This is a genomic window from Serratia plymuthica NBRC 102599 (assembly GCF_001590925.1).
Classification (GTDB): domain Bacteria; phylum Pseudomonadota; class Gammaproteobacteria; order Enterobacterales; family Enterobacteriaceae; genus Serratia; species Serratia plymuthica.
Genome location: NZ_BCTU01000007.1, coordinates 166,965 through 184,651, shown reverse-complemented (window position 1 = coordinate 184,651; position 17,687 = coordinate 166,965). Strand labels below are relative to the sequence as shown.

The 17,687-nt window shown below is 54.0% G+C and carries 16 protein-coding genes; 6 read left to right on the top strand and 10 right to left on the bottom strand.

Going from position 1 to position 17,687, the window contains the following annotated elements:
- Positions 1–32 precede the first annotated feature (32 nt).
- On the top strand, positions 33–1,481 hold the full coding sequence (gene thiI, locus SPL01S_RS05565) for a tRNA uracil 4-sulfurtransferase ThiI (RefSeq protein ID WP_063198074.1): 1,449 nt from the start codon (positions 33–35) through the stop codon (positions 1,479–1,481).
- 155 nt (positions 1,482–1,636) lie between these two features.
- Here the strand turns inward: thiI and yajL are convergent, their stop codons facing one another.
- Positions 1,637–2,227 carry a protein deglycase YajL gene (gene yajL, locus SPL01S_RS05560; RefSeq protein ID WP_006323929.1) on the bottom strand — a complete coding sequence of 197 codons (591 nt, stop codon included), beginning with the start codon at positions 2,225–2,227 and terminating at the stop codon, positions 1,637–1,639.
- Positions 2,190–3,101 carry a 2-dehydropantoate 2-reductase gene (gene panE, locus SPL01S_RS05555; protein ID WP_062793170.1) on the bottom strand — a complete coding sequence of 304 codons (912 nt, stop codon included), beginning with the start codon at positions 3,099–3,101 and terminating at the stop codon, positions 2,190–2,192. The genes yajL and panE overlap by 38 nt, the downstream gene beginning before the upstream one ends.
- Positions 3,102–3,283: 182 nt before the next feature.
- On the opposite strand from panE, the gene SPL01S_RS05550 reads away from it, so the two are divergent.
- A complete protein-coding gene (locus tag SPL01S_RS05550; protein WP_004949281.1) occupies positions 3,284–3,775 on the top strand; it encodes a YajQ family cyclic di-GMP-binding protein in 492 nt (163 codons plus the stop codon).
- 56 nt (positions 3,776–3,831) lie between these two features.
- Here the strand turns inward: SPL01S_RS05550 and SPL01S_RS05545 are convergent, their stop codons facing one another.
- From SPL01S_RS05545 to SPL01S_RS05510, 8 genes are all read right to left on the bottom strand, one after another.
- Complete coding sequence (locus SPL01S_RS05545; protein ID WP_063198072.1) at positions 3,832–5,196, bottom strand: MFS transporter; 1,365 nt, start codon at positions 5,194–5,196, stop codon at positions 3,832–3,834.
- 198 nt (positions 5,197–5,394) lie between these two features.
- Positions 5,395–6,285, bottom strand: a complete 891-nt coding sequence (gene cyoE, locus SPL01S_RS05540; protein WP_004949283.1) for a heme o synthase — start codon at positions 6,283–6,285, stop codon at positions 5,395–5,397.
- A gap of 18 nt (positions 6,286–6,303) precedes the next feature.
- On the bottom strand, positions 6,304–6,642 hold the full coding sequence (locus SPL01S_RS05535) for a cytochrome o ubiquinol oxidase subunit IV (RefSeq protein ID WP_004949284.1): 339 nt from the start codon (positions 6,640–6,642) through the stop codon (positions 6,304–6,306).
- Positions 6,639–7,256, bottom strand: coding sequence for a cytochrome o ubiquinol oxidase subunit III (locus SPL01S_RS05530; RefSeq protein ID WP_006319781.1), 618 nt, complete (start codon positions 7,254–7,256; stop codon positions 6,639–6,641). Before SPL01S_RS05530 ends, SPL01S_RS05535 begins: the two co-directional genes overlap by 4 nt.
- Positions 7,246–9,237: a cytochrome o ubiquinol oxidase subunit I gene (gene cyoB / locus SPL01S_RS05525; protein ID WP_004949288.1), complete on the bottom strand. Its 1,992-nt coding sequence runs from the start codon at positions 9,235–9,237 to the stop codon at positions 7,246–7,248. Before cyoB ends, SPL01S_RS05530 begins: the two co-directional genes overlap by 11 nt.
- Positions 9,238–9,241: 4 nt before the next feature.
- The gene (cyoA, locus tag SPL01S_RS05520; RefSeq protein ID WP_004949290.1) at positions 9,242–10,189 is read right to left on the bottom strand and encodes a cytochrome o ubiquinol oxidase subunit II; all 948 of its coding nucleotides are present in this window, start codon (positions 10,187–10,189) and stop codon (positions 9,242–9,244) included.
- A 442-nt stretch (positions 10,190–10,631) separates the two neighbouring features.
- Positions 10,632–12,110, bottom strand: a complete 1,479-nt coding sequence (gene ampG, locus SPL01S_RS05515) for a muropeptide MFS transporter AmpG (protein ID WP_062793165.1) — start codon at positions 12,108–12,110, stop codon at positions 10,632–10,634.
- Positions 12,111–12,163: 53 nt separating this feature from the next.
- A complete protein-coding gene (locus tag SPL01S_RS05510; protein WP_006323933.1) occupies positions 12,164–12,742 on the bottom strand; it encodes a lipoprotein in 579 nt (192 codons plus the stop codon).
- Positions 12,743–13,107: 365 nt separating this feature from the next.
- Here SPL01S_RS05510 and bolA point away from each other — a divergent pair, with 365 nt between their 5' ends.
- The 4 genes from bolA (at position 13,108) to clpX (ending at position 17,590) form a co-directional block, all read left to right on the top strand.
- Positions 13,108–13,422 (top strand): transcriptional regulator BolA, encoded by a 315-nt coding sequence (gene bolA, locus SPL01S_RS05505; RefSeq protein WP_004940361.1) that lies wholly within the window; start codon positions 13,108–13,110, stop codon positions 13,420–13,422.
- Between the two features lie 366 nt (positions 13,423–13,788).
- A complete protein-coding gene (gene tig / locus SPL01S_RS05500; RefSeq protein WP_062869846.1) occupies positions 13,789–15,093 on the top strand; it encodes a trigger factor in 1,305 nt (434 codons plus the stop codon).
- A gap of 439 nt (positions 15,094–15,532) precedes the next feature.
- Positions 15,533–16,156 carry an ATP-dependent Clp endopeptidase proteolytic subunit ClpP gene (clpP, locus tag SPL01S_RS05495; RefSeq protein WP_004949301.1) on the top strand — a complete coding sequence of 208 codons (624 nt, stop codon included), beginning with the start codon at positions 15,533–15,535 and terminating at the stop codon, positions 16,154–16,156.
- 162 nt (positions 16,157–16,318) lie between these two features.
- Complete coding sequence (clpX, locus tag SPL01S_RS05490) at positions 16,319–17,590, top strand: ATP-dependent protease ATP-binding subunit ClpX (RefSeq protein ID WP_004949303.1); 1,272 nt, start codon at positions 16,319–16,321, stop codon at positions 17,588–17,590.
- Positions 17,591–17,687 lie beyond the last annotated feature (97 nt).

Here is a 17,687-nt window from a genome sequence, read left to right as displayed (position 1 = left end):
TTTCCCTCGTAATTCTGACAATAAAGACCGCCATGAAGTTTATCATTAAATTGTTCCCGGAAATCACCATCAAGAGTCAATCTGTGCGCTTGCGCTTTATCAAGATTCTCTCGACCAATATCCGCAACGTCCTGAAGCAGTATGATGAAACGCTGGCGGTTGTCCGTCACTGGGATCATATCGAAGTTCGCGCCAAAGATGAAAATCAGCGGCCGGTGATTGCCGACGCGCTGACGCGCATTCCCGGTATCCACCATATTCTGGAAGTGGAAGACCGCGGCTACACCGATATCCACCATATTTTCGAGCAGACGCTGGAAGCTTACCGCGAGCAGTTGGAGGGTAAGACCTTCTGCGTGCGTGTTAAGCGCCGCGGCAAGCAAGACTTCAACTCGCAGGACGTGGAACGTTACGTTGGCGGCGGTTTGAACCAGCACATCGAAAGTGCGCGCGTTAAGCTGTCGCACCCGCAGGTGACGGTCAATCTGGAAATCGAAGATGACAAACTGATGCTGGTAAAAGCGCGCCGCGAAGGCATCGGCGGTTACCCGGTGGGCACCCAGGAAGACGTGCTGTCGCTGATTTCCGGCGGTTTCGACTCGGGCGTTTCCAGCTATATGCTGATGCGTCGCGGTTGCCGCGTACATTACTGCTTCTTCAATCTGGGCGGTGCGGCGCATGAGATTGGCGTCAAGCAGGTGGCGTATTATCTGTGGAACCGCTTTGCCAGCTCGCACAAGGTGCGCTTTGTCGCCATCGATTTCGAACCCGTGGTCGGCGAGATCCTGGAAAAGGTCGACGATGGCCAGATGGGCGTGGTGCTCAAACGCATGATGGTGCGTGCCGCCTCGCAAGTTGCGGAACGTTATGGCGTACAGGCGCTGGTCACCGGTGAGGCGCTGGGTCAGGTGTCCAGCCAGACGCTGACTAATCTGCGTTTGATCGACAATGCGTCCGATACCCTGATCCTGCGTCCGCTGATTTCGCACGACAAAGAACACATCATCAAAGTGGCGCGTGAAATCGGCACCGAAGACTTTGCCAAGACCATGCCGGAATACTGTGGTGTGATCTCGAAAAGCCCGACGGTAAAAGCGATCAAAGCCAAAATTGAAGAAGAGGAAAGTCACTTCGATTTTTCCATTCTCGATCGCGTGGTGAGTGAAGCGAAGAATGTCGATATCCGTACCATCGCCGAACAGGCGCAGGAACAGGTTGCTGAAGTAGAAACCGTGGCGGCCTTTGGCGCTGACGACGTGATCCTGGATATCCGTTCTAATGACGAGCAGGAAGAGAAGCCGTTGAAGCTGGAACAGGTTGAGGTGAAACCGCTGCCGTTCTACAAACTCAGCACGCAGTTTGGCGATCTGGATCAGAGCAAAACTTACCTGCTGTACTGTGATCGTGGCGTGATGAGCCGCCTGCAGGCGCTGTACCTGCTGGAGCAGGGGTTCACCAATGTGAAGGTTTACCGCCCTTAAATCCACTTCATACTTGAAGCTGCAACTGTGTTGGCTGCATGCGCTCACCCCGGTCACTTACTCAAGTAAGCTCCCGGGGATTCCCGCACTAGCCGCCTGGTTGCAGCTCGAATTATTTTGTGGATTATCTATTTTAACCTCAGAACTGATGCTTACTAATCGCGGAAATCGTACATCCCCGGAATCAGCACCAGCTGCGCTGCTATTTCCGCCGCTTTGGCCTTACCCAGCAGCAAATCAATCAACTTCAGCGCAAACTCCATCGACGTTCCCGGCCCCTGGCTGGTGAGCAGGTTGACGCGTGCGTCGTATACCACGCGCCGCTCCATCCATTTGTCTGCCGGGATCTGATCTTTCAATCCGGGGAAGCCGGTCATATTGCCGATGGGGAACAGATCGTGGTGTTGCAGCACCAAGGCCGGTGCCGCACAGATAGCGGCGACGATGTTGCCCTGCAGATGCATCTGACGCACTTTCTCTACCAACAGCGGGCTGTCGCGAAAACACTCGGCGCCTTTCAGGCCGCCGGGCAGCACGATGGCATCGAAGGGATCGTCCACAATCGACACCAGCGGCGCGTCCGCCAGCAGCTTTACGCCGCGCGAGCAGACGATAGTCAGGTCACCGTCGCCGGCCACGCTGGCGGTGGTGACTTTCACGCCCGCTCGTACCAGAAGATCGATGGTAGTGACGGCTTCGGTTTCTTCGCTACCAGGTGCCAGGCAGACCAGCGCCGATACGCTCATATTCATTTTCCTTTCGCTTAATCAGTTCAAACAACCGCGCGTTCTCCGGCAGAATCATGCCGTGGCTGCGCGCGCGGCGCAGCAGGTAGCCGGTAATGTAGTCGATCTCGGTATGCCGCTGGGTGCGGACATCCTGCAGCATCGAAGAGATGTTATCTGCGGTGCTCTGAATCACTTCCATCACGTATTGCCGCAGCCCTTCGCATGAGGTGTGGTAGCCTTCCATTTCCATCACGCCGGAGACTTCGCGGCACAGGGTTTCGATTTGCTCCGGGTAACGCTGCAATTCGCCATTACGGCAGTCATACAGCGCCGTAAGGGGGTTAATCACGCAGTTGACCGCCAGCTTGCGCCAGTTTGCCGACGCAATGTTGTTGTGCCAGGCCACATCGGGCAAAGCCTGATGCAACATTTCCGCCAGATGGCTGAGATGTATCGCCGCCGGCGATGTCGGGCCGATATGGGTGGTGCCGCCGGCAACATGGATAATGGTGCTGCCTTCGCGCCTTGCCGCGTGGGTCGTGGTGCCCTGCAATATGGGCTGGCTGTTTGCCGGCAGTTCATCCTGGGTGCCCATGCCGTTATGCAGCAGCAGTATGGCGCAACGCGGGTTCAACCTGGGCAGCAGCGCGCTGACGGCGCTGGAAACCTGCCAGGCTTTCAGCGTGACCAGCAACAGTTCGCTTTGGGCCAGATGTTCGGGATCGTTGGTGGGCAAATTACGGTTGAACGAGGTGCCCTCAGGCTCAATCACGTTCACTGCGCAGAAGGGTTGCGGTACCCGCAGCCATCCTTGTACGTCGTGGCCCTGCTGATAAAGCCTGGAGAGCCACAGTTGTCCGAGCGCACCGCAACCAAGAATAGTTATTTTCATTCAGTCTCCTTGGGGTAACGGGAATACCGCTCAATTACTGTCGTATAATTATAGACTTTTCTGCTATCCGGCGAGATATCTGTCGGTAGGCTTAGCGGATTTTGCCTGAGGCGCTAAAGCGGTTATCATGCTCGGCATCGAAATCGCCTATCGCATTAGGCTCTAATTCAGGAGGAAGAAGTATGCCATCTTTCGACATTGTTTCCGAAATTGATATGCAGGAAGTGCGTAACGCCGTTGAGAACGCCACACGCGATCTCGGCACCCGTTGGGATTTCCGCAACGTGCCGGCCAGTTTTGAGCTGAACGAAAAAGATGAAAGCATCAAAGTCGCCAGCGAATCTGATTTCCAGGTGCAGCAACTGCTCGATATTCTGCGTGAGAAACTGAGCAAGCGCAGTATCGATGGCGGCGCGCTGGAGATCCCGGACGAAATGACCCACAGCGGCAAAACCTACAGCGTGGAAGCCAAGCTGAAACAGGGTATTGAAACCACCCAGGCGAAGAAAATCGTCAAGCTGATCAAAGACAGCAAGCTGAAGGTGCAGGCACAAATTCAGGGTGATGAAGTCCGCGTTACCGGCAAGTCACGCGACGATCTGCAAGGGGTGATGGCGCTGGTGCGCGGTGCCGATCTGGGGCAACCGTTCCAGTTCAAAAACTTCCGCGATTAACTTTTCCGCGACGATATTACCAAGGGCCAGCAAGCTGGCCCTTTCTATTACGACAGCTACAGCGAATTTACCAGAGCTTCCAGCTGACCGCGGTTGGTCTGTTTGGTATCGACCTTCACGTAGGCGCTGCGCTCTTCGGGCACTACTATCGCTTCCGCCACGCCAGGCTGGGCCTTCAGACGGCTTTCCAGCGCAGAATCCTTCACCGCCAGTTCCGACAACGTAATGCGCAGGCTGCTGACGTACGGCGGTTCTTGCATGGTGCTGCTGATCAGGAACCAAACGGCGGCGATAACCGCACCGGCGATAAACACCAAGCCGGCGCCCTGCAGGCCATACAACAAGCCGCCCAGGCTGCCGCCAATCGCCACGCCGATAAACTGGCTGGTGGAGTAAACCCCCATAGCGGTACCCTTGTAGCCGGCCGGCGATTCTTTGCTGATCAGCGAAGGCAGAATCGCTTCCATCACGTTAAAGGCCATGAAGAACAGCTGCACGCCGGCAATGATGCCCCACAGATGGGCGCCGGACAGCCACAACAGCACTTCGGCACAGAACAGAACCGCCACGCAGCCCATAAACACCTGCTTCATGCGGCGTTTCATTTCGGCATAAATGATAAAGGGCACCACGGCGGCAAAAGAAACCAGCATGGTGACCAAATAGACGATCCAATGCTGGCTCGGCGCCAAACCGGCTTTTTCCATCGCCAGCGGCAGCGCCACGAAGCTGGACATCAGCAGAATATGCAGACACATGATGCCGAAATTCAGCTTCAGCAGGCGGGAGTTGCTCAGCACCTTGCTGAAACTGCCGCTCACTATGCTGGATTCACGGTTCAGCACGTGGCTGTCTGCGGACGGCACCACCGCCAGGGTAATCACGATACCGGCCAAGGCCAGCACGGCAATCATCCAAAATAGCGCATGCAGGCCGAAAGCATGGGTGACGATTGGGCCGACCACCATGGCAATGGCAAAGGTGATGCCGAAGCTGACGCCGATAAACGCCATCGCCTTGGTGCGGTTCTGCTCGCGGGTCAGGTCTGACAGCAACGCCATCACTGCCGCCGCGATAGCGCCGGAGCCCTGTAATGCACGGCCTAGGATAACGCCCCAAATGGAGTCGGTGACGGCGGCAATCACGCTGCCCAGCGCAAAGATCAATAGCCCGCCGACGATCAGCGGCTTGCGGCCGATGCGGTCGGAAATCAGGCCGAAGGGGATCTGAAACACCGCTTGTGCCAGGCCGTAAATGCCGATGGCGATACCGATCAGCGTTTCGCTGGCGCCGTTCAACGCCATACCGTAGGTGGTCAGTACCGGCAGCACCATAAACATGCCAAGCATGCGCAGTGAAAATACCGTTCCTAATCCCCAGGTCGCCCGTCGTTCCTGCGGGGTCATTGCATTGTCGTTCATTAAAACCTCATTAAAAGCCATTCCAGCAGGTTATCGGCGATAACGCCTGGTGGGATAGCTTCTGAAAAGCTGCGTCATTTTAGTGTGAAGGGCAGGGGGGGTAAATCGAATGTTGTTTAACAGATATTACAGTTCGGCGGCTTTTCGGCGAGACAAATAAAATGGGCCGCTAAGCGGCCCATTCACAGACGATTTGGCTTACCAGACGTAAGTCATCAGCGTTTCTGGCGATGCCGTTGCGCTGAAGTCGATAGACATCATTACGCTCAGCGAAGTGATGGCAACAATGGAGAACACAAACAGCTTGCGCGCCCAGATGCTGTCATTTTCTGTTTTGTAACCACGCAGCGCCATACCCAGCCACCATACGCTTACCGCCGCAGCGACGATCAGGTATTTGTAGCCGGCGTAGCCGCTCAGGGTCAGCATCAGCGTAGCAATCATAAACGCCAAGATGTAGACCGTGATGTGGTTCTTCGCCACGGAAATACCTTTGACCACCGGTAGAACCGGAATGTTGGCCGCCTGGTAATCTTTAAAGCGGAAGATGGCAATCGCGTAGGAATGCGGCATCTGCCACAGGCTAAAGATAGCCAGCAGGATCAACGCACCGGCATCAAACTCGTTGGTCACCGCGCAATAACCGATAACCGGTGGCGCAGCGCCCGACAGGCTGCCGATCAGTGTGCCGTATACCGAGTGGCGTTTCATGTACAGGCTATAAACGCCGACATAAACCACGAAGCCCATCACCGCCAGCCACATGGCCAGCGGGTTGGCGCCGATATACAGCAACACAAAGCCCGCAATACCCAAAACGGTAGCATAAACCAGGGTCACACTCGGCGCGATCAGGCCTTTCACCAGCACCCGGTTCTTCGTTCTCTCCATTTTCTTGTCGATGTCGCGGTCAATGTAGTTGTTAAACACACAGCCCGAAGCGACAACCAACGAGACACCCACCAGGGTGGCGAGAAACAGGGGATAATCGATGCTTCCTTTGGAAGCGAGCAGAAATCCCCCTACGACAGAAATTAAATTGCCGAAAATAATTCCTGGTTTAGTTACTTGCAGGTATTGCTTAATCATCACGTGCAGCTCGACTCTTTAACTGACCATCATATTGATGTTGAGGTTGTACATAATCCAGAGTGAACCCACAACAACGATACCGATGATCATAGCGGTGAACAGCAATGCCACCAGGTTCCAGCGCTCTTCCGATGAGGTATTCATGTGCAGGAAGTAAATCAGGTGAACAATCACCTGAATGACTGCCATGCCGACTACAACCGCCAGGATGGTTGAGTGAGAGGCTGTGCCGCTCATCACCATCGCAAATGGAATCACCGTCAGGATGATCGACAGGATAAAGCCGATCAGATATGACTTAACGCTACCGTGGCTTGCGCCGCCGTGAGAAGTTTCATGGGATGAATGGCTCATGACATAACCCCCAGCAGGTAAACAACGGTAAATACGCAGATCCAGACCACGTCGAGGAAGTGCCAGAACAGGCTCAGACACATCAGACGGGTTTTGTTGGTTGAAGTCAGGCCACGCTTGCTCACCTGAATCATCATGATGATGATCCAAACCAGACCGGTAGACACGTGCAGACCGTGAGTAGCAACCAGTGCGAAGAAGCCGGACAGGAACGCGCTGCGATCCGGACCGAAGCCTTCGGCGATCAGATGATGGAATTCATAGATTTCCATCGCTACGAAGCCCAGACCGAACAGGAAGGTCAGGAACAGCCAGGTATTAACGCTGCCAACCTTGCCTTTGTTCATGCCGATCATCGCCATACCGTAGGTGATGGAGCTGAACAACAGCAGGAAGGTTTCAACCAGGACAAACTTCAGATCGAAGATGTCTTTGCCAGAGGGACCGCCGGCGGTCCCGTTCACCAGTACTGCATAAGTCGCGAACAAGCTCGCAAACAAAATACAGTCGCTCATCAGGTAGATCCAGAATCCGAAGACTTTGGTCTCGCCTGCGTCATGGTGCCCATGCTCTGCATGGGCTGCGTTATGGTTAGTCAGAGTATCAGTTGACATGTTTCACGCCTGCTTTGCTGATTTGTTCATAGTGTTGGTTCTCAATGCGCTCGATTTCATCAACCTGCACATAGTAATCAACATCTTCATCGAAGCTCTTGGCAATCCAGGTCACGATCATACCTACGAAGGCAGCGATCGCCATCCACCAGATGTCCCAGATCATCGCGAAACCGAATACCAGGCTGAAGCCAGCGATAATCACACCGGCGCCGGTATTTTTCGGCATATGAATCGGTTCATACTTAGCCGGTTTCTTATAGGCTTCGCCTTTTTCTTTCATGTCCCAGAATTCATCACGGTCATGAATCTGCGGCACTACGGCAAAGTTATAGAACGGCGGTGGAGACGAGGTAGACCACTCCAACGTACGAGCGCCCCATGGGTCACCGGTCAGATCGCGGTTCTGCTCGCGGTCACGCACGCTGACGAAGATCTGGATCAGTTGGCACAGAATACCGCAGGCAATCAGCGCTGCACCGCCAGCCGCTACCAGCAGCAGTGGGTGGAACTCAGGGTTGATGTTCTGGCTGATACGACGAGTCATACCCATAAAGCCCAGAGCATACAGCGGCATAAAGGCCACGAAGAAACCGATGATCCAGAACCAGAACGCGCGGATGCCCCATTTTTCGTTCAGCGTGAAGCCGAAGGATTTAGGGAACCAGTAAGTCAGGCCGGCGAAGCAACCGAACACCACACCACCGATGATAACGTTATGGAAGTGGGCAATCAGGAACAGACTGTTGTGCAGCACGAAGTTCGCGCCCGGAACGGCCAGCAGCACGCCGGTCATCCCACCCACGGAGAAGGTGATGATGAAGCCGATGGTCCACAGCATTGCCGAGTTGAACTGAATACGGCCCTGGTACATGGTGAACAGCCAGTTGAAGATTTTCACCCCGGTAGGGATGGAAATGATCATGGTGGCGATACCGAAGAAGGCGTTGACGTTCGCGCCGGACCCCATGGTAAAGAAGTGGTGCAGCCATACGATGAACGACAGAACGGTAATCGCGATGGTTGCCCATACCAGTGAGGTATAGCCGAACAGGCGTTTTCTGGAGAAGGTCGCGGTCACTTCGGAGAACACACCGAACACCGGCAGCACCAGAATATACACCTCTGGGTGACCCCAGGCCCAAATCAGGTTGATGTACATCATCATGTTGCCGCCCATATCATTGGTAAAGAAATGGGTGCCCAGATAGCGATCCAGGGTCAGCAACGCGATGGTGACGGTCAGAATTGGGAAAGAAACGATGATCAGGACGTTAGTACACAGCGCCGCCCAGGTGAACACCGGCATCTTCATCAGAGGCATGCCAGGGGCACGCATCTTCATGATGGTGGCGAAGAAGTTCACGCCGGTCAACAGGGTACCCAGACCGGAAATCTGCAGACTCCAGATCCAGTAATCGACCCCGACGCCAGGACTGTATTCCTTGCCCGACAGCGGCGGATAAGCCAGCCAACCGGTCTGCGCGAACTCACCAACCCCCAGAGAGATGTTGATCAGCACTACGCCCACCACGAAGAACCAGAAGCTCAGGGAGTTCAGGAACGGGAAGGCAACGTCACGGGCGCCGATTTGCAACGGAACCACAACGTTCATCAGACCAACCACGAAAGGCATCGCCATGAAGAAGATCATGATTACGCCGTGAGCGGTAAAGATTTGGTCGTAGTGGTGCGGCGGCAGGAACCCGGCCTCGCCGGCGGACGCAAGCGCCTGCTGGCTACGCATCATGATGGCATCGGCGAAACCACGCAGCAACATAACCATTGCCACGATGATGTACATGATACCAATTTTTTTGTGGTCGACCGAAGTCAGCCAATCGCTCCACAGCCATTTCCATTTGCCGAAATAGGTTATCAGAGCCAGCAGAGCCAGGCCCCCGATAACAATTGCAGCAACGGTGATCATGATGATCGGTTCGTGGTACGGAACCGCATCAAGTGTTAATTTTCCCAACATCAGATTATTCCTCGGCTCCGGCGTGAGCATGCTCACTCATGTCCATACCCTGGCTCATGTCCATGCCTTCATGCGCGGTAGCGCCTTTGTGCATGTTCATGTCACCCATGAATTTGCCAATAGTTTCTTTGAACAAATTCGGTTTGACACTGGAGAAGTACTCGACCGGGTTGTTTTCACTCGGCTCTGCCAGTTTGTTAAAGTCGCTGGTGGCGTTAAGGTTATTCGACGATGCTTTCACCTTGGCAACCCACTGATCGAAGTCGCCTTCGGTTGGGGTGACAATAGCGGTGAATTTCATGCCGGAGAACCCGCGACCGCTGAAGCTACTGGAAATACCGTCGTATTTGCCTGCTTCGTTGCCGATAAGGTGCAGTTTGGTCTGCATCCCGGCCATCGCATAAATCTGCCCACCTAACTGAGGAATAAAGAACGAGTTCATTACCGAGTTAGAGGTGATCTTGAATTCGACTGGAACATCTTTCGGGAAAGCCAATTCATTAACGGTTGCGATGCCTTGTTCTGGATAGATAAACAACCATTTCCAGTCGAGCGACACCACTTCGATCGTCATCGGCTTCTTGTCAGTGACAATCGGCTTGAACGGATCAAGTTCGTGGGTAGTCTTCCAGGTAATGGTGCCAAGGATGGCGATGATAATGATAGGAATGGTCCAGACGACCGCTTCGATCTTGTTGGAATGTGACCAGTTCGGACTGTACTTGGCGTCTTTGTTGGAAGCACGGTACTTCCAGGCAAAAGCGAACGCCATAAAGATAACCGGTATCACCACGATCAACATCAGCGCGATTGCAGTGATAATCAGTGTCCGTTGCTCAACACCAATTGCTCCTTTGGGGTTCATCAATACCATATTGCAACCACTGAGCATTACAGTAGATGCAATTAATGACATCATCCCAATACTTTTATTGTATTTCTTAAGTCTCATCTAACGACCTCAATTACAAAGGCTCTATTGTCGTTTCATGTGTGCGGGCATTTTACGGGAAGGTTGCAGTACTGTAAACATGCTTAAGGGAGTGTCAGCGCCTTGTTGACACTTTCTGTTAAGGGGGTCACAGATGTAACCTTACGTGACAATTTACCAATGGCAACAACGCGTTGGCGAGCTGAATCGTGCCGGGCAGGCTCTATGTTAAGGAAAACTAACGGTATGCTGATTTTGGCACATTAACCTGCCGTATTTTAAATACGAAGGAAAGGTTTATATAATGTAAAATAATTGTGTATTTAAAGTGACGGTAATTTTATTTCCGAGCGTTTTGCTCGGATAAAAAAATAATTTTAACGGCAATTCTGTTTTTTTAAGAAAAATAAACTCATCACGTTGATGCATTTTTGCCGACCGGTGCTATGACCGGTCGGCAATATCAGGCCAGCTTGGTGCGGCGCAGCGCCAGATAGTCAAGCAGGCTGCCCATCGCGATGCCCACCAGGCTCAGTGCGGCGCCAGTTTGCAGCAGGAGGTCGGCCAGGTTCGGCAAGGCACTCCAGTCGAGCGCGTTGGTAATCAACAGAATCAGCCAGACCCCCAGCAGCGAGCAGCCCAAAGTCAACAGACGCAGTGCCCAGCGGTAGAGTTGACGGAACTCGGTACGCGGCATGAAGTTGTCGGTGCGCTGGGTATATTCCAGCGTTTGACGGCACAGGCGCAACAGCAGCAGGCCTGGCAGGGCGGCTGCGATCGAGAATAAATAAAACAGCGGCCAGCCGTGCGCCTCAACGAACCAACCGGCAATCGGGCCAACATAGACGCGGCCGACGGCGGACAGCGCCGACAACAGGGCGAATTGGGTGGCGGAAAACGACTTGTTGCACAACGTCATCAGCAGCGCGACAAAGGCCGCAGTGCCCATGCCGCCGCACAGGTTTTCCAGGAAGATGGCGCTGCCCATCGTCATGATGTTCTTGTCGGTGACCGCCAGGATCCAGTAACCGAGATTGGACACCGCCTGGAGAATGCCGAACAGCATCAGAGCGCGGAACAGACTAAGGCGTTGCATCAGCACGCCGCCAAACAGCGCGCCGACGATGGTGGCGAACAGGCCGAGAGTCTTGTTGACCAGCCCGACCTCCCCGGCGTCAAAGCCCACGCCGCGGATCAGGAACGTAGTGCTCAGGCTGCCGGCAAAGGCGTCGCCCATCTTGTACATGACTATCAGCAGCAAAATCAGCCAGGCATTGTTCCGTGCAAAGAAATCGCGTAGCGGGGCGACGACCGCCTGCTCCATGGAGCGCGGTGCCGGAATGCCATCGTCCGGCTCGGGGGCCAGCAGGGTGGCGACGATACCAATCAGCATCAGCCCGGCCATCAGCCAATAGGTTGATTGCCAACCTAAATAGCGATCTGCCAGCCACAGCGCCAAGCCGCCGGAAACCAGCATCGCCAGCCGGTAGCCGAGAACGGAGATCGCCGCCCCCGCGCCGCGTTCTTCGGCGCTTAGCAGGTCGGTTTTATACGCATCGAAAACAATATCCTGCGAGGCGGAACAGAACGCCACCAGCACCGCCAATGCCGCCAGCCACCACAGATGTTGCGCCGGCTGCATGAAGCCCATGGCCACAATCGACACCACCAGCAGCAACTGACTGATCAGCAGCCAGCCACGACGCCGCCCAAGGAATGGCGGGGTGTAGCGGTCCATAAAGGGCGACCACAGAAATTTGAATACATAGGCTTGACCGACCAGTGAAAAAATACCGATGGTTTTCAGATCGATGTTTTCGACGGTCATCCAGGCTTGCAGCGTGCCGGAGGTCAGCGCCAGCGGCAAACCCGAGGCAAAGCCCAGCAGCAGGAGAATGGCGGAGTTACGCTGGGTGAAGATATTCAGATACTGTTTCGACATGATTTCCCTGTCTGTGCCGCCCGATGGCTCAGGCGGCACAAAGTATTCGCGGATTAACGCGCGTTCTGCTTGATGAAGTCGTTGACGCTGGTGTCTTGCGCCATATCGGCAATAACGTCGCCCAATACGGTGTTAACCGCGTTGGTGATTTTCTCGTTGGTCGCAGTGAAAGCACCCTGCACGTTATAAGTGGAGCGGTAGTTTTTCACCTGCTTGTTGCCGTTTTTCGCTTGAGCGGTGATCGAAATATCGGCCTTGGTGGTGATGTTGTAGCGCAGGTTGCCTTCGGAGACGTCTGCATACAGGTTGTTCACCACGATTTGCAGATCAACCGCGCCATCGGCGCCGATCATGTAACCGCGCGCGCCCATTTGTTTCTCCAGCACTTCCTGCAGCAGGAAGCGTAGATCGCGCGATGGCGTAAGGGTAACGAGCTGGCCGTCGCGATTCACTTTCGCCAACGCTTGGTCCTGGCGCTGATCTGCACCGTTAATGCTGACAGTTACGCCCTGCAGCGTTGGATCCTGCTGCGGCAGTACGATCTTGGGCGTGACGTTCAGGGTGTTGCTGCTGGTAGCACAACCGGCCAGCATCAGAGCGGCCAACAGTGGAAGGCAAAGTTTTTTTAACATAGTTACTGTCTCATTCTCGATGGATTTTAAGCCGACTCAAACTGCTGATGATAGAGAGGCCGGTTTGAGTAAACTTTCTGTAATAATCAGAGCGGGATAGCCAACAACGAATTGTCGACATCATAGCATCGCCGCCGGCCGGGGGAAGTGCAGAACGCACCGGAGTGACAAATTTTTACCTGCCGTTGATAAAAACATGCTTTTTTGACCGTCTCAATCAGATAAACCTCAAGCGATAGCGGATGTTGGCGATTTTTGGCGGGCGGCGAAGAGAAATTTACGTGATGAATAGTCTAAAAGGGGTGAAACCGGCTAATATTGAAATAGATGGGCACGGTCCTCTGCCGGTGTAGTAAGGAGATCCTATGATTCGCGAGCAAATAGAAGCAAAGTTAAGGGCGGCATTTGAGCCCGCGTATCTGGAAGTCGTTGATGAAAGCTATCGTCATAACGTTCCGGCGGGTTCAGAAAGCCATTTTAAGGTGGTGTTGGTCAGCGATCGCTTTGTCGGAGAACGTTTCCTGACGCGTCACCGTTCGATTTACGGCGTGCTGTCGGAGGAGTTGGCCGATGGCGTACACGCCCTGGCGTTACATACTTACACGCTGAAAGAGTGGGAAGGGCTGCAGGATACTGTGCCGGCTTCCCCCCCTTGTCGCGGGGCCGGTACGTTGGCCTGACAGGTAAATTTGCAGTATCAGTGGAACTTTAACCACGAATTAGGGTATTACTACTGACGAATTTTGGGACGGCCTGCGGGCCGTTTCTGTTTTTGACGACGACACAGCCGATGCGCAATGCAGCTAAGGCCAGGTCGGTTTCGGCGGTCTTTTGGCGATCAAATCGGCAAAAGTGTGAGTTTTAGCGCGCCGGTGCCGCCTTGCTTTCCTCGACTCGCTTCGCTTGCGCCGCTATAATGTCGCGTCTTATTTTTCCGGAATGGTTTCGGGACGCTTCAGTCATCAGGGAATTCGGTTCTGTAATGTAGCCGTCCTGGTTCTTGGAACGGAGTTGACCGAGCACTGTGATTTTTTTGAGGTAACAAGATGCAAGTTTCTGTAGAAACCACTCAAGGCCTTGGGCGCCGTCTCTCTATTACTGTACCCGCTGATACTATTAATCAGGCTGTTAAAAAAGAGCTGATCAAAGCAGCGAAAAGCGTTCGTATCGACGGTTTCCGTAAAGGCCATGTGCCGATGAACATCGTTGAGCAGCGTTATGGCGCCTCCGTTCGCCAGGACGTGCTGGGCGAAGCGATGCAACGCAGCTTTGTTGACGCGATCATCAAAGAAAAAATTAACCCGGCTGGCGCACCAAACTACGTGCCGGGCGAGTATAAAGAAGGTGAAGACTTCACTTTCGCGGTTGAATTCGAAGTGTATCCTGAAGTTGAGCTGAAAGGCCTGGATGCGATCGAAGTTGAGAAACCAGTGGTTGACGTTAACGATGCTGACGTTGACACCATGCTGGACACTCTGCGCAAGCAGCAGGCGACCTGGAAAGACAGCGATCGCGCAGCGCAGGCTGAAGACCGCGTAACCGTTGACTTCACCGGTTCTATCGACGGTGAAGAGTTCGAAGGTGGCAAAGCCTCTGACTTCGTACTGGCCATGGGCCAGGGCCGCATGATCCCAGGCTTCGAAGAAGGTCTGGTTGGTCATAAAGCCGGTGAAGAATTCACCATCGACGTTAACTTCCCGGAAGATTATCACGCTGAAAACCTGAAGGGCAAAGCGGCTAAATTCGCTATCGTTCTGAAGAAAGTGGAAGAGCGTGAGCTGCCAGAGCTGACTGAAGAATTCATCAAGCGTTTCGGCGTGGCTGATGGTTCTATTGAAGGCCTGCGTGCTGAAGTGCGTAAAAACATGGAGCGCGAGCTGAAAGGCGCAGTACGTAACCGTATCAAGACTCAGGCAATCGACGGCCTGGTCAGTGCTAACGACATTGACGTTCCTGCAGCGCTGATCGACGGCGAAGTTGACGTTCTGCGCCGTCAGGCTGCACAACGTTTCGGCGGCAACGAGAAGCAAGCGCTGGAACTGCCACGTGAACTGTTCGAAGAGCAGGCAAAACGTCGCGTTGTTGTTGGCCTGCTGCTGGGCGAAGTGATCAGCACTCACGATCTGAAAGCTGATGAAGATCGCGTCAAGACCCTGATCGAAGAAATGGCCTCCGCTTACGAAGATCCAAGTGAAGTTGTTGAGTTCTACAGCAAAAACAAAGAGCTGATGAACAATATGCGCAACGTTGCTCTGGAAGAACAAGCGGTTGAAGCTCTGCTGGCGAAAGCGAAAGTGACTGAGAAAGCCACTACTTTCAGCGAGCTGATGAATCAGACTCAACAGGCGTAATGTCTGTACGCAGGGGCGCAACTTGTTGCGCCCTCAGGGCCGGCATGCTGGCTCCTGCGTGATAAAAAGCCCGTAACCTTCGGTTGCGGGCTTTTCTTTTTGCCACGTTGCTGATTAATCTCAGGTTAAGCGTGCCAATATGCACTATATTTACCCTGTTGCGCTTGGGGCAGTCTGGCATTATGGTCATTACCGTTAGCTCGACGCATCGGTCAGGCCGGTAAAAATACTGTGCCGGACTTGAAATGCTGCCAATGGCCCCAATCTGTAAAATGTATATATATGTGCTGTTTGCCAGAGTGCGCGGGATGATTATAACCGTCGGGTACGTGTGGCGCGGTCGAATGCTTGAGCATAGTCATCATGACCGTTCTCAAGTAGAATCGGTGCAATAGGGTGTAACCCTGGCCGCCAAGGCAATTTCTATTAGGAGACGGTAATGTCATACAGTGGCGAACGAGATCAATTTGCACCTAACATGGCCCTGGTGCCGATGGTGGTAGAGCAGACTTCACGCGGGGAGCGTTCTTACGACATCTATTCCCGCCTGCTGAAAGAGCGCATTATTTTCCTGACCGGCCAGGTAGAAGATCACATGGCCAACCTGATTGTGGCGCAGATGCTGTTCCTGGAAGCGGAAAGCCCGGAAAAAGACATTTACCTCTACATCAACTCTCCGGGTGGCGTGATCACCGCAGGCATGTCAATCTATGACACCATGAAGTTCATCAAGCCGGACGTCAGCACCATTTGTATGGGCCAGGCGTGCTCGATGGGCTCTTTCCTGCTGACCGCCGGTGCGAAGGGCAAGCGTTTCTGCCTGCCGAACTCGCGCGTGATGATTCACCAGCCGCTGGGCGGCTATCAGGGCCAGGCGACGGATATCGAAATCCATGCGCGTGAAATCCTGAAGGTGAAGGCTCGCATGAACGAGTTGATGGCGGAACATACCGGCCAGACGCTGGAGCAGATCGAACGCGATACCGAGCGCGATCGCTTTATGACCGCGGAAGAAGCAGTAGAATACGGTCTGGTTGACGGCATTCTGACGCACCGCAGCTAGAACCACGCGGCTGGCGAGGTATATGTGCGAGCCGATAGACTATAGTAATCAGAGTGGGCGCGGCTCGCTCTGGTGAGCATTATCGGCGTTCCCGGTATGAGTTTTGGGCGCACTGCCGCCGTGATTTTCCTGCGGGAAAAAGACTAAAGAAGAGGTTTACTGATGACAGATAAGCGCAAAGACGGTTCAGGAAAGCTGCTGTATTGCTCTTTCTGCGGCAAAAGCCAGCATGAAGTGCGTAAGCTGATTGCCGGTCCGTCAGTGTATATCTGCGATGAATGTGTTGACCTGTGTAACGACATTATTCGCGAAGAGATTAAAGAAGTTTCCCCGCATCGTGAGCGTAGCGCGCTGCCGACGCCGCATGAGATCCGTCACCACCTGGATGACTATGTCATCGGTCAGGAACAGGCGAAGAAAGTGCTCGCGGTAGCGGTATATAACCACTACAAACGCCTGCGCAACGGCGATAGCAGCAACGGTATCGAGTTGGGGAAAAGCAACATTCTGCTGATTGGCCCGACCGGTAGCGGTAAAACCCTGCTGGCGGAAACGCTGGCGCGTTTCCTGGATGTGCCTTTCACCATGGCCGATGCCACCACGTTGACCGAAGCCGGTTATGTGGGTGAGGACGTGGAGAATATTATCCAGAAGCTGTTGCAGAAGTGTGACTACGACGTGCAAAAAGCGCAGCGCGGTATTGTCTATATCGATGAAATCGATAAGATTTCCCGTAAGTCAGACAACCCGTCCATTACCCGTGACGTGTCGGGCGAGGGCGTGCAGCAGGCGCTGTTGAAACTGATCGAAGGCACCATCGCCGCCGTTCCGCCGCAGGGTGGCCGCAAGCACCCGCAGCAGGAATTCCTGCAGGTTGATACCTCGAAAATCCTGTTTATCTGTGGCGGCGCCTTTGCCGGCCTGGATAAAGTGATCGGCCAGCGCGTCAATACCGGTTCCGGTATCGGCTTCGGCGCGACCGTGAAGGGCGAGTCCGAGAAAGCGACCGAAGGTGAACTGCTGCTGCAGGCCGAACCGGAAGATCTGATCAAGTTTGGCCTGATCCCTGAGTTCATCGGCCGTCTGCCAGTCGTCGCGACGCTGAGCGAACTGAGCGAAGATGCGTTGATTCAGATCCTGAAAGAGCCGAAAAATGCCCTGACCAAACAGTATCAGGCATTGTTCAATCTGGAAGGTGTGGAGCTGGAGTTCCGTGATGAAGCGCTGAACGCTATCGCCAAGAAGGCCATGACGCGTAAAACCGGTGCGCGCGGCCTGCGCTCTATCGTTGAGGGTGCGTTGCTGGACACCATGTACGACCTGCCGTCAATGGACAGCGTCGATAAAGTGGTGATCGACGAATCGGTCATCGCCGGTCAGTCCAAACCTCTGTTGATTTACGGCAAACCGGAAGCACAGGCTTCAGGCGAATAATTAGCCAGTCAAACCAGAAAGTTAATACCAAAATGGGGGATTTTATCCCCCATTTCTTTTTCCTGCGTTCTGGCCGTTGAATGTCAGAGATTCATCC

What these genes read in the sequence shown, in the direction of transcription:
- thiI (WP_063198074.1), top strand. Translation starts at nt 33, where the DNA reads ATGAAGTTTATCATTAAATTGTTCCCGGAAATCACCATCAAGAGTCAA.
- yajL (WP_006323929.1), bottom strand. Translation starts at nt 2,227, where the DNA reads ATGAGCGTATCGGCGCTGGTCTGCCTGGCACCTGGTAGCGAAGAAACC.
- panE (WP_062793170.1), bottom strand. Translation starts at nt 3,101, where the DNA reads ATGAAAATAACTATTCTTGGTTGCGGTGCGCTCGGACAACTGTGGCTC.
- SPL01S_RS05550 (WP_004949281.1), top strand. Translation starts at nt 3,284, where the DNA reads ATGCCATCTTTCGACATTGTTTCCGAAATTGATATGCAGGAAGTGCGT.
- SPL01S_RS05545 (WP_063198072.1), bottom strand. Translation starts at nt 5,196, where the DNA reads ATGAACGACAATGCAATGACCCCGCAGGAACGACGGGCGACCTGGGGA.
- cyoE (WP_004949283.1), bottom strand. Translation starts at nt 6,285, where the DNA reads ATGATTAAGCAATACCTGCAAGTAACTAAACCAGGAATTATTTTCGGC.
- SPL01S_RS05535 (WP_004949284.1), bottom strand. Translation starts at nt 6,642, where the DNA reads ATGAGCCATTCATCCCATGAAACTTCTCACGGCGGCGCAAGCCACGGT.
- SPL01S_RS05530 (WP_006319781.1), bottom strand. Translation starts at nt 7,256, where the DNA reads ATGTCAACTGATACTCTGACTAACCATAACGCAGCCCATGCAGAGCAT.
- cyoB (WP_004949288.1), bottom strand. Translation starts at nt 9,237, where the DNA reads ATGTTGGGAAAATTAACACTTGATGCGGTTCCGTACCACGAACCGATC.
- cyoA (WP_004949290.1), bottom strand. Translation starts at nt 10,189, where the DNA reads ATGAGACTTAAGAAATACAATAAAAGTATTGGGATGATGTCATTAATT.
- ampG (WP_062793165.1), bottom strand. Translation starts at nt 12,110, where the DNA reads ATGTCGAAACAGTATCTGAATATCTTCACCCAGCGTAACTCCGCCATT.
- SPL01S_RS05510 (WP_006323933.1), bottom strand. Translation starts at nt 12,742, where the DNA reads ATGTTAAAAAAACTTTGCCTTCCACTGTTGGCCGCTCTGATGCTGGCC.
- bolA (WP_004940361.1), top strand. Translation starts at nt 13,108, where the DNA reads ATGATTCGCGAGCAAATAGAAGCAAAGTTAAGGGCGGCATTTGAGCCC.
- tig (WP_062869846.1), top strand. Translation starts at nt 13,789, where the DNA reads ATGCAAGTTTCTGTAGAAACCACTCAAGGCCTTGGGCGCCGTCTCTCT.
- clpP (WP_004949301.1), top strand. Translation starts at nt 15,533, where the DNA reads ATGTCATACAGTGGCGAACGAGATCAATTTGCACCTAACATGGCCCTG.
- clpX (WP_004949303.1), top strand. Translation starts at nt 16,319, where the DNA reads ATGACAGATAAGCGCAAAGACGGTTCAGGAAAGCTGCTGTATTGCTCT.